This window comes from Mesorhizobium sp. M2A.F.Ca.ET.037.01.1.1, from assembly GCF_003998075.1.
Classification (GTDB): domain Bacteria; phylum Pseudomonadota; class Alphaproteobacteria; order Rhizobiales; family Rhizobiaceae; genus Mesorhizobium.
In genome coordinates this window covers 1-14,826 of record NZ_RZSA01000031.1, presented here as the reverse complement: position 1 = coordinate 14,826, position 14,826 = coordinate 1, and the positions used below count along the sequence as shown (strand labels likewise).

The window sequence follows — 14,826 nt, the reverse complement described above, 5'->3', positions numbered from 1 at the left end:
GTCGGAAAGAGGCCGTTGCGAGGGTGCGGAATTGGCGCCGCGCGGCGCCAATTCCGCACCCTCGCAACGGCCTCTTTCCGACACTCACGCGCCAAATGAGGGCGACGGCGTCGAGACTTCGCCCAGCGTCTCCGACCGCGTCGCCAAGACCACCTGCTATATGTGCGCCTGCCGCTGCGGCATCGACGTCCACATCAAGGACGGCAAGGTCCGCTACATCAACGGCAACAAGGACCATCCGGTGAACCGCGGTGTGATCTGCGGCAAGGGCAGCGCCGGCATCATGCAGCATTACAGCCCGGCGCGGCTGAAGAAACCGCTGCTGCGCACAGGCCCGCGCGGCTCGGGCGAATTCCGTGAGATCGAATGGGACGAGGCGCTGACCATCGCCACCGAGAGGCTGTCGGCGATCCGCCGCACCGATCCGAAAAAACTCGCCTTCTTCACCGGACGCGACCAGTCGCAATCGCTGACCGGCTGGTGGGCGTCGAAATTCGGCACGCCGAACTTCGCCGCGCATGGCGGCTTCTGCTCGGTCAACATGGCGGCCGGCGGGCTCTACACGATCGGCGGCTCGTTCTGGGAGTTCGGCGAACCCGACTGGGACAACACCCGATATTTCATGCTGTTCGGCGTTGCCGAGGACCATGACTCCAACCCGATCAAGATCGGCCTCGGCAAGCTCAAGGCGCGCGGCGCCAAGGTGGTTTCGATCAACCCGTGCCGCACCGGCTACAATGCCATCGCCGACGACTGGATCGGCATCAGGCCGGGCACCGACGGCCTGTTCGTGCTGGCGCTGGTCCACGACCTGCTCAAGGCCGGCCGCGTCGATCTCGACTATCTGCTGCGCTACACCAACGCGACGGTGCTGGTCGTGCAGGAGCCGGGCGCTGCCGACGACGGACTCTTTGTGCGCGACGCCGACGGCAACCCGCTGGCTTGGGACAGGGTGGCCAAGCATCCGGTCAATGCAGCCGATCCCGAAGCAAAGCCGGCGCTGACCGGCGGCTACGACGTCGGCGGGCGGCACTGCGTGCCGGTGTTCCAGCTCATCGCCGATCGCTATCTGGACGACAGCTACTCGCCCGACGCGGTCGCCGCGCGCTGCGGCGTCGGCGCCGACACGATCCGGCGGATCGCGGCGGAGTTGGCGCATGTCGCCTTCGAGCAGACGATCGAGCTGCCGATCGCCTGGACCGACTGGGCGGGCCGGCGGCATGAGACGATCAAGGGGCGGCCGGTGTCGATGCATGCCATGCGCGGCATCTCGGCCCATTCCAACGGCTTTCACACCTGCCGCGCCATCCATTTGCTGCAGGTTCTGCTCGGCACGGTGGACGTTCCGGGTGGCTTCCGCTTCAAGCCGCCCTATCCGCGCTGCGCGCCGCCGGGACCGAAGCCATGCGGAAAAAACGCCCAGCCGATGACGCCGCTGGACGGCGTGCCGCTCGGCTTCGTCTGCGGACCGGATGATCTTCTTGTCGACGAGGCCGGCCGGCCTGTCCGCATCGACAAGGCCTATTCCTGGGAAGCGCCTTTGGCCGCGCATGGGCTGATGCACACGGTGATCCGCAACGCCTGGGCCGGCGATCCTTATCCGATCGACACGCTGATGATGTACATGTCGAACATGGCGTGGAACTCGTCGATGAACACGGTCGAGACCATTGCCATGCTGACCGACAAGGACGAGGCCGGCGCCTACAAGATCCCCTTCATCATCTATTCCGACGCCTATTATTCCGAGACCGTGCCGTTCGCCGACCTGGTGCTGCCCGACACCACCTATCTCGAACGGCACGACTGCATCAGCCTGCTCGACCGGCCGATCAGCCATGCCGACGGCGCCGCCGACGCCATTCGCCACCCCGTGGTGCAGCCGGATCGCGACGTGCGGCCGTTCCAGTCGGTGCTGATCGAACTCGGCGCGCGGCTCGGCCTGCCTTGCTTCGTCAACGAGGACGGCTCGGCGACATACCGCGACTATGCCGACTACATCGTCAACCATCAGCGCACGCCCGGCATCGGCCCTCTAGCCGGCTGGCGCGGCAAGGATGGTGGCTCGATCGGCAAGGGCGACGTCAACCCAGACCAGTTGCAGCGCTACATCGACAATGGCGGCTTCTGGCACCACGATTTTTCCGACGACCAGCGCTATTACAAGATGGGCAACCGCGCCTATCTCGATTTCGCGGTCGAGATGGGTTTCATCCCCTGCGCAGAGCCGATCGTCTTCCAGCTTTACTCGGAGCCGATCCAACGGTTCAGGCTGGCAGCGCGTGGCCACGGCAAGGTGCAGCCACCCGACGCCGAACGCGGCCGCATCGAAGCCTATATGGACCCGCTGCCGTTCTGGTACGCGCCCTTCGAGGACGACGCCGTCGACCTTGAAAGATATCCGCTGCATGCGCTGACGCAGCGACCGATGCATATGTACCATTCCTGGGGTTCGCAGAATGCGTGGCTGCGGCAGATCACCAGCCAGAACCGGCTGTTCGTGCATCGCCAGACGGCCAGCAAGCTCGGCCTTGCCGACGACGACTGGGTTTGGATCGAAAGCATCAACGGAAGGGTGAAGGGCCAGATCAAGCTGATCGACGGCGTCAACCCGGACACGGTGTGGACCTGGAACGCGATCGGCAAGCGGCGCGGCAGCTGGGCGCTGAAGGACGATGCGGCCGAGAGCAATCGCGGCTTCCTGCTCAACCACATCATCGGCGACCAGACATCGGCCGATGCCAACGGCAAGCGCTATTCGAATTCCGATCCGGTCACGGGACAGGCGGCGTGGTTCGACGTGCGCGTGCGGATCGTCAAATGCTCGGCCGAGGAAGCCGGCTTCACCGAACCGCAATTCGAGCGTTTTGCTCAGCCGCCGCATTTCGAACCGTCGCCCGACGTACTTCGCTTCGGCGCGGAATTCCGCATGAAAAGGGAAGCCGCCGAATGACCTGCCTTCCCGCCCAAACCGACAAGAAGCTCGGCCTCGTCATCGACCTCGACACCTGCGTCGGCTGCCAGGCCTGCGTCACCGCCTGCAAGGAGTGGAACACCGGCGGCCATATGGCGCCGCTGACCGACATCGACCCTTATGGCGGACATGTTGACGGCGTCTGGTTCAACCGGGTGCATGCCTACGAGCACACGACGGAGCGGGGCTGCCGGACAGTGAACTTCCCGCGCTCCTGCCTCCATTGCGAGCAGCCGGCCTGCGTCACCGTTTGCCCGACCGGCGCCTCCTACAAGCGCGCCTCCGACGGCATCGTGCTGGTCGACGAGGATAAATGCATCGGCTGCAAATTGTGCAGCTGGGCCTGCCCCTATGGCGCGCGCGAGTTCGACGCGGATGTCGGCGTCATGAAGAAATGCACGCTCTGCGTCGACCGCATCTACAACGACAATCTGGCCGAGGAAGATCGCGTGCCCGCCTGCGTCGCCGCCTGCCCGACCAGCGCCCGGCATTTCGGCGATCTCGGCGATCCCACCTCGGCGATCTCGCAACTCGTCGAGGAGCGTGGCGGCGTGGCACTGATGCCGGAACTCGGCTACAAGCCGACCAACCGCTATTTGCCGCCGCGCGCCCGCAGCGAACGGGCGGCGAAGGTCGACGCGCCCGCGCTGGAGCCGATCAAGGCCGAGGGCGGCTTTCTCGGTTGGATCGACCGCGTGCTTTCGAACTGATCATGCACCCCGCTTTCTCGGTCGTCTTCTTCACAACCGCCACCGGTGCCGGCTACGGCCTGTTGGCGCTGCTCGGCCTGCTTGGCGGGTTGGGGTTCATTCCCGCCGATTTCCGGCTTGGGCTTGTCGGCATGGCGCTGGCGCTCGGGCTGATCGTGGCCGGGCTTTTGTCCTCCACCGGTCATCTCGGCCGTCCCAGGCGCGCCTGGCGCGCCTTCTCGCAATGGCGCAGCTCGTGGCTGTCGCGCGAAGGCGTGGCGTCGGTCGCGACCTTCATCCCGGCCGTGCTGTTCGGCATCGGCTGGGTGTTTCTCGGCAAGAGCGGCGGCTGGGTGGCGGCCGCCGGCCTGCTGGCGGCGGCTGGCGCCGTCGTGACTGTCTGCACGACGGGCATGATCTACGCTTCGCTGAAGCCGGTCGCGCAATGGCACAGCCGATATACGTTGCCGGCCTATCTCATCTTTGCTGCCATGACCGGAAGCGTTCTCGCCAACGCCCTGCTTCAGGGGTTCGAGCTGGGTTCAGCGGAGATGCTGGCCTGGGCCCTGCTTGCCACCCTCGCCGGCTGGGTCTGGAAGCTCGCGACATGGCGCTACAATGACCGGCTGGAGATTCCGACAAATGCCAACACCGCGACCGGGCTCGCCGGCGGCACGGTGCGGTCGATCGAATGGCCGCATACGGAAGAGAACTATCTGCTGAAGGAGATGGGCTTCCGCATCGCGCGCAAACATAGCGCGAAGCTACGACGGATCACGCAGACGCTGGCATTCATTGCGCCCGCCGTCCTGCTTGTCATCGCCTTCGCCCTGCCTTGGCCGTTCGCGGCGATTGCCTCGGTGCTTGCAGCTGTTTGTCAGTTGGCCGGCATGCTGGTCGAGCGCTGGCTGTTCTTCGCCGAGGCGAAGCACACGGTCACGCTGTACTATGGCAGATGAAGCTGTATCAGCCCGGCCGCAGCATCGAGCCGGAGATCGCAAAAATGCGCTCGGCGCCGAGCATATAGGCAACCAGCGTTTCCAGGCGGAACAGGCCGGCATAGGCGCGGTCGAGCACGTTGAGCGAGCCGGTATAGGCGCCGAAGGCCGGCATGATCATGCGGCCGCCATCGCCGGCAAAGCAGCGCCGCCGGACCGAGCGGCCGCGCTGGACGATGCGCGCGCATGGGTGGAGATGGCCTGATATCTCGCCCTCGATCCGCGTCTTCGAGGGCTCATGGCGAAAGAGCAGCGAGCCGATGGCAAGTTCCCTCACCGTCTCGCCGGGCAAGTCAGCGGGCGCCTCAGGATCGTGGTTGCCGGCGACCCAGAACCAGTCGCGACCGGTCATCATCGCTTCCAGGCGTTCGCGAAAACTCGAATGCATGCGCCCGGCGCCGCCACCATCATGGAAGGAGTCGCCTAGGCTGACGACGATGCGCGGCTGATAGTCGGCGATCACCGACTGCAGCCTGAGCAAGGTGGCACCGGTATCGTAAGGTGGGATCAGCGCGCCGCGCCTGGCGAAAGAAGAGCCTTTTTCGAGATGCAGGTCGGAGACCGCGAGCAGGCGCAGATCGGGGAAGTAGAGAACGCCACGCCGATCGCAGATCGCGCGCTCGCCGGCGATACCGACAGGGTCGGCCTCGGCGATCAGCGTTGCGCGTGAGAGCGAAAAATTCATCCCCTCTTCGTCCCTCTCTTTCAGTCGATCATCTCCGGCCCCATGGCCTCTTCGACAAGGGTGGCGGCATCCATCAATAACGTCTCGTCTGCCTCGCCATTCACCGGCATCTTGCCGATTTCGAGCATGATCGGCACGGCGAGCGGCGATATCTGTTCGAGATTCTTATGCATGATTCGACCGCGAATGCGCGAGAGCATCTCGGCAAGTCTGCTGACATCGAGCAACCCGGTCGCAGCGTCGGTGCGGGTGGCCTGCAGCAGAATATGGTCGGGTTCATGGCTGCGCAGCACGTCATAGATCAGGTCGGTCGAGACGGTCACCTGGCGGCCGCTTTTCTCCTTGCCGGGGTGGCGTTTTTCGATCAGTCCGGAAATCAGCGCGCAGTTGCGGAAGGTGCGCTTCAAGAGCCAGCTGTCGGCAAACCAGGCTTCGAGATCATCGCCCAGCATGTCTTGATCGAACAGCGTGGCCAGCGACGGTTTTCTGTTCTTGAACATCCAGCCCATGTCGGCCAGCGACCAGATGGCCAGCGCATAGTCGGTGGCCACGAAACCGACCGGCTTCGCGCCCGCGCGATCGAGCCGGCGGGTGAGCAGCATGCCGAGCGTCTGGTGAGCAAGCCTGCCCTCAAACGGATAGGCCACGAGGTAGTAGCGGTTGCCGCGCGGAAAAGTCTCGATCAGCAGGTCGTCGCGTTTCGGCAGGATGGACTTGTCCGCCTGGAACCGCAGCCAATCCGCAACCTGCTCGGGTAGCTTCTTCCAGCGTTGCGGATCGTCGAGCATGGCTCGGACCTGCTCGGCCAGGTAGGTCGAAAGCGGGAATTTGCCGCCGCCATAGTAGGGCACTTTCGCATCGCTGCCCGGCGCGTTCGAGACGAAGCACTCGTTCTCGCGAATGCCTTCGAAGCGCAGGATCTTGCCGGCGAACATGAAGGTGTCGCCATGGGTCAAAGTCTCCAGGAATGCTTCCTCGATCTTTCCCAGCACCCTGCCGCCGCGCGAGGCTGCCCCCCGGCTGCCGGCCTGGACGTAGCGTACATTGAGCGCCGGCACTTCGATGATGGTGCCGACATTGAGCCTGTATTGCTGGGCGACGGCCGGATTTGAAACCCGCCACAAGCCCTCCCTGGTCTGCCGGATGCGCGCGTAGCGCTCGTAATTCCTGAGCGCGTAGCCGCCGGTGGCGACGAAGTCGATGACCCGGTCGAATGTCGGCCTGTCCAGGCTGGCGTAAGGCGCGGCGGTCCTTACCTCATCAAACAGTGCGTCGGCATGGAACGGCGCGCCGCAGGCGCAGCCCAGCACGTGCTGCGCCAAGACGTCCAGCCCGCCATTGACCAATGGCGGCGTGTCCTGGGCGCCGAGATAGTTGGCGTCGAGCGCGGCGCGGCATTCCAGAACCTCGAAGCGGTTTGCGGGGATGAGGATCGCCTTCGACGGCTCGTCCATGCGATGGTTGGCGCGGCCGATGCGTTGTGCCAGACGACTGGCGCCCTTCGGCGCGCCGACATGCACGACTAGGTCGACATCGCCCCAGTCGATGCCGAGATCGAGCGTCGAGGTGGCAACGATGGCGCGCAATGCATTCTCGCCCATTGCCTTCTCGACGCGGCGGCGCTGGGCGACGTCCAGCGAGCCGTGATGGAGGGCGATCGGCAAGGTATCCTCATTGACGCGCCATAGTTCCTGGAACAGCAGCTCGGCCTGGCTGCGGGTGTTGACGAAGAGCAGCGTGGTCTTGTGCCGCTTGATCTCGCGGTAAATTTCCGGCGTGGCGTAGCGGGCCGAATGGCCGGCCCAGGGAACGCGCTCTTCGGAATCAAGGATCGAGATATCGGGCTTGGCGCCACCCGTGACGACGATGAGCTCGGACATGGCACCGGGAGAAGCCTGGCTGACCAGCCAGCGCCGCAATTCGTCGGGCTCGGCGACCGTTGCCGACAGGCCGATGGTCTGGAGATCGGGAACGAAAGCGCGCAGCCGCGCCAGGCCAAGCGCCAGGAGATGCCCGCGCTTCGAGGTGACAAGCGAATGCAGCTCGTCGAACACGACATAGCGCAAGTCTTCGAAGAAGCGCCTCGCGTCGTTCGAGGCGATCAGCAGCGCGAGCTGCTCTGGCGTGGTGAGCAGAATGTCGGGTGGCGCCAGCTTCTGCCGCTGGCGCTTGTGCGAAGGCGTGTCGCCGGTGCGGGTCTCGATGGTGACGGGCAGGCCGATCTCCTCGACCGGCTTGCCGAGATTGCGCTCGATATCGACGGCCAGCGCTTTCAGCGGCGAGATGTAGAGCGTGTGGATGGCGCGACGGGCCTGGCCAGGCTTGCGCTTGGGACGGTTGGCGAGCTCGGTGAGCGACGGCAGGAAGCCGGCCAGCGTCTTGCCGGCGCCGGTCGGCGCGATCAGCAGCACCGATTGGCCGCTTTGCGCCTTCGCCAGCAGCTCGAGCTGATGGGCACGCGGCGACCAGCCCTTTTGGCCGAACCATTTGACGAATGGCTCAGGCAGCAGGACGGCGGCGTTCTGTTCGGCAAGGCGCGGCTGCTCGGTCACGCGCAACAGGTAGCGCGGCGGCACGCGATCGCCAAGGAAAATCGGAACAAAAGGGGATCGGCGTTCCTCGCCCCGTTTACGGGGAGAGGATGCCGGCAGGCAGGTGAGGGGCGGCGCCGGCGATCGAGATGATGGTTTAGTTAGACGATGATAGGTCGGGAAATAGCGGCCAACCGCGAACATCGGCGCCGCCCCTCATCCGCCCTTCGGGCACCTTCTCCCCGTGAAACGGGGAGAAGGAAGATCACGGCCTCCTGAACCCGGTTGGGCCACCATAGAGATAGCCGATGCGCTCGACCGCTTCCTTCAGCCCTTCGCGCGAGACCAGCATGGTGTGGCCGTTGGCGTGGATCATGTCCCTTTCGTCGGTCATGGTCGCCACATGGCCTTTCCAGAACACGAGGTCGCCGCGCTGGAGGCCGGTATAGTCCGGACCCGGCTCGAAGGGCGTGCCGATCGACGCCGCCTGCATGTCGGAGTCGCGCAGCACATCCTTGCCGGTCATGCGCATCGCCAATTGCACAAGGCCGGAGCAGTCGATGCCGAAGCCGGAGACGCCGCCCCAGAGATAGGGCGTGCCGAGAAAACTTTCGGCGACGGTGACATAGTCGTCGGCCAGCTCGGCGATCGGCCGCAGATGGCCGGCGATGATCGCCTGGCCGGAGGGCAGCAGCGCATAATGCGTGCCCCGCGTCTCGGCCGAGCCGCTCACGGTCACGGTCGAGCCCATCGACAGCTGCCCGCTGAGCGGAAAGCGCAGATCCGGCCCGGGATAGAGGAAGGTGCGCGGCACGCAGACGATGTGGCTCGGAGCATGGTCGCGCGCGCCAAGAAGATTGTCCGCCACATAGCCGACATAGCCGTCGCGCTCGGCCTGCACCCAGGCCCAGCCTTCCGCGTCCTCGAAGACGAGCACGTCGTCGCCGAACAGCGCCTGCGTGTTGACGCCCGCATCGGGGCGCGGCGCCTTGCGCAGGTCGGCGACCGAGGCCGTGATCCGCGCCGGGCGGCCGGTGACGAAGCGGTCGGCGGCAACTTCGCCTTTCAGCCTCGCATCGGCAAGGTCGGAGCGGAAGGCGTGAAGGCGGGCATCCCTTGCGGTCAAATCGATAATCCAGTCGTTGGCAGTGAGGTCAGATGGGCAGTTCGTACGCCCTGGCGACGATACCATCGCCGAAGCGCTCGACAAAGAGCGCGCCTTCCACCGTGCGGCGGATCAGCACGTTGCGCTTGTCGAGCTCGTCGCGGTGGCGCGAGACGAGCTTCAGCGCGCCCATGGTGTCCAGCGCCCGGGTGATGACCGGCTTGGTGACGTTGAGTTTTGCCGCAAGCCCTCGCACCGTGTGCGGCGGCGGATCGAGATAGATGGTGAACAGGATCGCCGTCTGGCGCATGGTGAGATCGGGCTCGCCATCGCGCACCTGGGCCAGCATCACTTGCTGCCACAGTCGCAAGGCCTGGCTCGGGCGCATCGAGATCGACATCGCCCAAGCATGCCGGCAAATTGTTTCGGTTCCGTTTCAGTAACGGGCGCGCCTACCAATTGCTCAGGCAAATCGCTGCGTAATTATCCGCTCGAGCGCCCGAATGCCCTGCGCCTCGCCGCCGGTCAGGCCGTGGGGGCGGTCGGCCGGGTTCCAGGCGAAGATGTCGAAATGCGCCCAGCTGTGGGTCTTCTCGACGAAGCGCTTGAGGAAAAGCGCCGCGGTGATCGAGCCGGCAAAACCGTCCGTGGTGACATTGTTGATGTCGGCGATCTTTGAGGAAAGCTTCGCATCATAGGGACGCCATAGCGGCATTCGCCACAGCGGATCCTCGACCGCCATGGAGGCTGCGGCAATGTCGGCCGCGAGCGTCTCGTCGGCGGTGTAGAAAGGCGGCAGATCGGGGCCGAGCGCGACCCTGGCAGCGCCCGTCAGCGTCGCCATGTCGACCAGCAAGGCGGGCTGTTCCTCATCGGCCAGCGCCAGCGCGTCGGCCAGGATCAGCCTGCCTTCAGCGTCCGTGTTGCCGATCTCGACCGTGATGCCCTTGCGGCTCTTCAGCACGTCGCCAGGACGGAAGGCATTGCCGGCGATCGAATTCTCGACGGCGGGGATCAGCACGCGCAGCCGGACATTCAGTTTCGCCGCCATGATCATGGAAGCGAGGCCCAGCACATTGGCGGCGCCGCCCATGTCCTTCTTCATCAGAAGCATGCCGGACGACGGCTTGATGTCGAGGCCGCCGGTGTCGAAGCAGACGCCTTTGCCGACCAGCGTCACCTTCGGCGCAGCGCTCGGTCCCCAGCTCATGTCGATCAGCCGCGGCGCATCGGCGGAAGCCCGGCCAACAGCGTGGATCATCGGGAAATTCCGCGCCAGAAGATCGTCGCCGTGGATTGCGGAAATATCGGCGGCATGGGCGGCCGCCAGTTGCCGGGCGGCTTCTTCCAGTTCGACCGGACCGAGGTCGCTGGTCGGCGTGTTGACGAGATCGCGCGTCAGGAACACGCTATCGGCGACGCGGCGGACATGCGCGGCGTTCGCGCCCTCCGGAAGCGCGAAGCGTAAGGCCTTGCCCGGCCTCTTGCCGTAGCGCGTATACACATAGCCGCCCAGGACCAGCGCGAGCGCGGCGAGATCGGGCTGCGCGGGAGCCGACGCGAAATGCCAGTCGCCCTCCGGCAACGATCTTGCGAGCGCGCCGAGGGCCAAAGCGCTTTCGCCGTCGCCGATGCCGAACAGCGCGCCGGCGAGACCGCCGCCCTCGCCCGGCAGGACGAGCGTGCGCCCTGCCTCGCCGGAAAAACCGTTGGCTCTTGCCCAGGCGATGGCGGGCGGCGGCAATGCCGCGGCTTCAAGGGCGTCCTTTGCCACCAGATAGACAGGCAAGGCGGCTTGCGGCTTTTGTTCGACGAGTTCGACAGGCATGCGATGATCTCCGGCCGAACAGGATGAGTCGGCTTCTTAACGGTCCATTAGGGTTAACAGAATATTTCTGCGGGAGGGAAGACGGCCAGCCTATGGCCGCACAGGAATGGAGACCGGGCGCCGATGCCGATCAAAGCGTTGAACCATAGAGCCAAGCGTCTGATCAGCACAGCCTTCATGGCGGCACTGGCAGCCAGCGTGGCAGGTTGCGGCAGCACCAGCCAGATGACCACCGGCTCCATCTCGCGCTCCGATAGAAGGCCGCTGGAAACGATGTCGGCCGGCGAACTGCACACCGCCACGTCGAGGCTTGGCGAATCCTACGCCCGCAATCCCAATGACAAGCGCATGGCGATGAATTTCGCGGCGGCGCTGCAGATGGACGGCGATGCCGATCAGTCGCTCGCCGTGATGCGCAAGCTGGCGATCGCCTATCCCAAGGATCGCGAGGTGCTTGCAGCCTATGGCAAGGCTCTCGCCGCCAACGGCCAGTTCGAGCCGGCGCTGGACGCCGTGCGCCGCGCGCAGACGCCCGAATATCCGGACTGGAAGCTGGTGTCGGCGGAAGCCGCGATCCTCGACCAGATGGGCCAGAAGGACGAAGCGCGTCAGGACTACCGCAAGGCGCTGGAACTCAAACCGAACGAGCCTTCGGTGCTGTCCAATCTCGGCATGTCCTATGTGCTCGAAGGCGACCTGCGAACGGCCGAGACCTATATGCGCTCGGCCGCGCAGCAGCCTAGCGCCGACAGCCGGGTGCGGCAGAACCTTGCACTCGTAGTGGGCCTGCAGGGCCGCTTCGACGAGGCCGAGAAGATCGCCTCGCAGGAATTGTCGCCCGAACAGGCGCAGGCCAACGTCGCCTATCTGCGCCAGATGCTTGCCCAGCAGAATGCCTGGAGCCAGCTGAAGGATCGGGACAAGAACAAGGCGAAAGTCGCCACGAACTGACGGACGCCGCCAAGCGCCGCCCGCTCCGACAATCCAAAAGCCGCGCGGCTTTTTTTGATTGACACGAACGGCTCTTTCTCTTTGCTTTTTACGCAATTCCGGACGGAAACCCGCTCGACACTTTTCCTGGAATTGCCTTCTCTTTTTCTACGCAATTCCGGGCGGAAAACCGCGCGACACTTTTCCTGGAATGCTTTCTCTTTTTCTACGCAATTCCGGGCGGAAACCCGCGCGACACTTTTCCTGGAATTGCTTTACTTGCTCGAGGAGCTGTGCTGGTCGCCGAAGATGCCGCGCTGGCTGACCTGGATGCCGGCCGGGCCAAGAATGATGGCGAACAGAACCGGCAGGAAGAACAGGATCATCGGCACGGTGAGCTTCGGCGGCAGCGCGGCGGCTTTCTTCTCGGCCGCGTTCATGCGCATGTCGCGGCTTTCCGAGGCGAGCACGCGCAGCGCATGCGCCACCGGCGTGCCGTAGCGTTCGGCCTGGACCAGGGCCTGCGACACCGACTTGACCGATTCCAGGCCGGTGCGGCTTGCCAGGTTCTCATAAGCGATCTTGCGATCCTGCAGATAGGACAATTCGGCATTGGTGAGCACGAATTCCTCGGCAAGCGGGACCGACTGCGCGCCGATTTCGTCGGCGACCCTGCGCAGGGCCGCTTCCACCGACATGCCGGATTCCACGCAGATCAGCATCAGGTCGAGCGCGTCCGGCCACGCCAGTTGGATCGATTGCTTGCGCTTGGTCGCGCGGTTGTTGACATAGAGGATGGGCGCGTAGAAGCCGCCATAGGCGACGACGACACAGACGAACAGCTTGATGAAAGCCGGCTGCTGCGGCAGGCCGCCGAGCACGAACAGGTAGACTGCCGCCAGCGCAAAGCCCACGAATGGCAGGACGAGGCGGAAGAAGAGGAAGCGCGTCAGCGGGTTCTGGCCGCGGAAGCCCGCGACCTTGAGCTTCTGGATCGTGTTTTCATCGGCAAGCGCGCGCTTCAGATCCAGGCGGTCGACGATGTTGCGCATGCCGATGGACTGTTCCTCGCGCAGGCCCTTGCGCCGGCGGTCAGCCTCGCTGGCCAGCCGCGCGCGCTGCTCGGCGCGCAATTTGTCTCGTTCGAGCGCCACGGACTTCATGCGCGATTTGAGCGACGTGCCACCGAACGCCGGCATGAGGGTGAACACGGTCGCGAACACGGCGATGCCGACCAGCATCGCGATCAGAAAGGAAGGATCGGTGAGTGTTTTGACGACCTGTTCTGTCACCGGATCCGCGCCCCTACACTTCGAAATTCATCATCTTGCGCATCACCAGGATGCCGATCGACATCCAGACGCCCGCACAGCCGAGGATCAGGTTGCCGACATTGGTGGTGAACAGCGGCATGATATAATTCGGGCTCGACAGATAGACGAGAAAGGCGACGACAAAAGGCAGGGCGCCGATGATGACGGCGGATGCCTTGGCTTCCATCGACAGCGCCTGGACCTTGGCCTTCATCTTCTTGCGGTCGCGCAGGACGCGCGAAAGGTTGCCTAGCGCCTCGGACAGGTTGCCGCCGGCCTGCGACTGGATCTGGATGACGATCCCGAAGAAGCCGGCCTCGCTGCACGGCATGGTCTCGGACATGCGCATGGCGGCGTCGGGGACCGACATGCCCATCTGCTGGGAATCGACGATGCGGCGGAACTCCGACCGGACCGGTTCGGGCGATTCATTGGCGATCAGGCGGATCGCGTCGTTGAGCGGCAGACCGGACTTGACCGCGCGCACGATGATGTCGAGCGCGTTCGGAAACTCTTCCAGGAAGGCCTTGACGCGACGTGTGCGGCGAAACGAAACGAACCAGCGCGGCAGACCGAGCCCGCCCACCAGCAGGGCGCCGGGCAGGGCCCACAGAGGCGCGCCGACGAAAAAGAGAAGGGCCGTCAGGATGATGCTGCTGACGACGGAGTATATGTAGAAGCGCTCGATCGGCACCTGCATGCCGGCCTGGCGGATCTGAACCTTCAGCGGCGGTTTCTTGAGGTTGCGATCGTTGGTCTTCTGTTTCTCGTCGAGCTGCTTGAGCGAGTCCTGGAGACTTTTGCGGCGCTTGACCGCCTCCGCGGCGCGATCGCGCGTGGCCTTCACCACCGACCTGTCGGTTTCGGCTGTCTTGATGGTTTGAAGCCGCTTGCCCGCCTGCTTCTCGTTGTCGATGCGCGTGAACAGGAAAGCATAAGCCACCGCGCCGGCGCTGAAGCCGGCGAGCACGATGAACGCCAGGACGGTGGTGTCAATTCCGAACATCGACCGGTGCCCCTAGGCCCTTTCGCCGTTTCAAAGAAACGGCGAACCGCCCTATTTCTTTGTTTGGACGCAATTCCGGACGGATAACCGCTTCACACTTTTCCTGGAATTGCGTCAGACCTCCAGACAAATCAGTCAGCGCGTTTCTCCATCGCCTCGAGCGCATTGGCGAGGCGCTGCTCCTCGCCATAATAGCGGGCGCGATCCCAGAAATGCGGGCGGCCGATGCCCGTCGACACATGCTCGCCAACCAGCCGGCCGCTCGAGTCCTCGCCCTTGATGTTATAGAGGACGAGATCCTGGGTGATGATGACGTCGCCTTCCATGCCGACCACCTCGGTGATGTGGGTGATGCGGCGCGAACCGTCGCGCAGGCGAGCGGCCTGGATGATCACGTCGATCGAGCCGACGACGATCTCGCGCACGGTGCGCTGCGGCAGCGAATAGCCGCCCATGGCGATCATCGATTCGATACGGTTGAGGCATTCGCGGGGGCTGTTCGAGTGGATCGTTCCCATCGAGCCGTCGTGACCGGTGTTCATCGCCTGCAGAAGGTCGAACACTTCCGGTCCGCGCACTTCGCCGACGATGATGCGCTCGGGCCGCATACGCAGGCAGTTCTTGACGAGATCGCGCATGGTCACCTCGCCCTCGCCCTCGAGATTGGGCGGCCGGGTTTCGAGACGCACCACATGCGGCTGCTGCAGCTGCAGTTCGGCCGAGTCCTCGCAGGTGATGACCCGCTCCTCGCGGTCGATATAGTTGGT

12 protein-coding genes are annotated in these 14,826 nt (G+C 64.6%); 4 read left to right on the top strand and 8 right to left on the bottom strand.

Translation table 11 applies throughout. The features are described 5' to 3' along the window. Positions 1-31 precede the first annotated feature (31 nt). From EOA27_RS03215 to EOA27_RS03205, 3 genes are read left to right on the top strand one after another with little or no spacing between them, the layout of a single operon-like run. Positions 32-2,953: a molybdopterin oxidoreductase family protein gene (locus EOA27_RS03215; RefSeq protein WP_127255446.1), complete on the top strand. Its 2,922-nt coding sequence runs from the start codon at positions 32-34 to the stop codon at positions 2,951-2,953. After that, positions 2,950-3,684: a 4Fe-4S dicluster domain-containing protein gene (locus EOA27_RS03210; RefSeq protein WP_126079368.1), complete on the top strand. Its 735-nt coding sequence runs from the start codon at positions 2,950-2,952 to the stop codon at positions 3,682-3,684. Before EOA27_RS03215 ends, EOA27_RS03210 begins: the two co-directional genes overlap by 4 nt. 2 nt (positions 3,685-3,686) lie before the next feature. Then, a complete protein-coding gene (locus EOA27_RS03205) occupies positions 3,687-4,622 on the top strand; it encodes a DmsC/YnfH family molybdoenzyme membrane anchor subunit (RefSeq protein ID WP_126079369.1) in 936 nt (311 codons plus the stop codon). Between the two features lie 7 nt (positions 4,623-4,629). Here the strand turns inward: EOA27_RS03205 and pdeM are convergent, their stop codons facing one another. The 5 genes from pdeM to EOA27_RS03180 all read right to left on the bottom strand — a co-directional run bounded on the left by pdeM (position 4,630) and on the right by EOA27_RS03180 (position 10,810). Further along, entirely contained in the window at positions 4,630-5,346 is a 717-nt protein-coding gene (pdeM, locus tag EOA27_RS03200) for a ligase-associated DNA damage response endonuclease PdeM (RefSeq protein ID WP_126079370.1), read from the bottom strand. Positions 5,347-5,366: 20 nt separating this feature from the next. Next, a complete protein-coding gene (locus EOA27_RS03195; RefSeq protein WP_189342045.1) occupies positions 5,367-7,898 on the bottom strand; it encodes a ligase-associated DNA damage response DEXH box helicase in 2,532 nt (843 codons plus the stop codon). A gap of 244 nt (positions 7,899-8,142) precedes the next feature. Then, positions 8,143-9,003, bottom strand: coding sequence for an NlpC/P60 family protein (locus EOA27_RS03190; RefSeq protein ID WP_189342044.1), 861 nt, complete (start codon positions 9,001-9,003; stop codon positions 8,143-8,145). Between the two features lie 28 nt (positions 9,004-9,031). Continuing rightward, a complete protein-coding gene (locus tag EOA27_RS03185) occupies positions 9,032-9,382 on the bottom strand; it encodes a MarR family winged helix-turn-helix transcriptional regulator (protein ID WP_042638647.1) in 351 nt (116 codons plus the stop codon). 63 nt (positions 9,383-9,445) lie between these two features. Continuing rightward, positions 9,446-10,810: a leucyl aminopeptidase family protein gene (locus EOA27_RS03180; RefSeq protein ID WP_126079372.1), complete on the bottom strand. Its 1,365-nt coding sequence runs from the start codon at positions 10,808-10,810 to the stop codon at positions 9,446-9,448. Between the two features lie 123 nt (positions 10,811-10,933). Between EOA27_RS03180 and EOA27_RS03175 the strand changes: the two genes are divergently transcribed. Further along, positions 10,934-11,761 carry a tetratricopeptide repeat protein gene (locus EOA27_RS03175; protein WP_126079373.1) on the top strand — a complete coding sequence of 276 codons (828 nt, stop codon included), beginning with the start codon at positions 10,934-10,936 and terminating at the stop codon, positions 11,759-11,761. Positions 11,762-12,015: 254 nt separating this feature from the next. Here the strand turns inward: EOA27_RS03175 and EOA27_RS03170 are convergent, their stop codons facing one another. From EOA27_RS03170 to EOA27_RS03160, 3 genes are all read right to left on the bottom strand, one after another. Then, on the bottom strand, positions 12,016-13,032 hold the full coding sequence (locus EOA27_RS03170; protein ID WP_126079374.1) for a type II secretion system F family protein: 1,017 nt from the start codon (positions 13,030-13,032) through the stop codon (positions 12,016-12,018). A gap of 13 nt (positions 13,033-13,045) precedes the next feature. After that, positions 13,046-14,059 (bottom strand): type II secretion system F family protein, encoded by a 1,014-nt coding sequence (locus EOA27_RS03165; RefSeq protein WP_127255444.1) that lies wholly within the window; start codon positions 14,057-14,059, stop codon positions 13,046-13,048. A 131-nt stretch (positions 14,060-14,190) separates the two neighbouring features. Beyond that, positions 14,191-14,826: ATPase, T2SS/T4P/T4SS family (locus EOA27_RS03160; RefSeq protein WP_145970252.1), on the bottom strand; the 636-nt coding region annotated here is incomplete at its 5' end.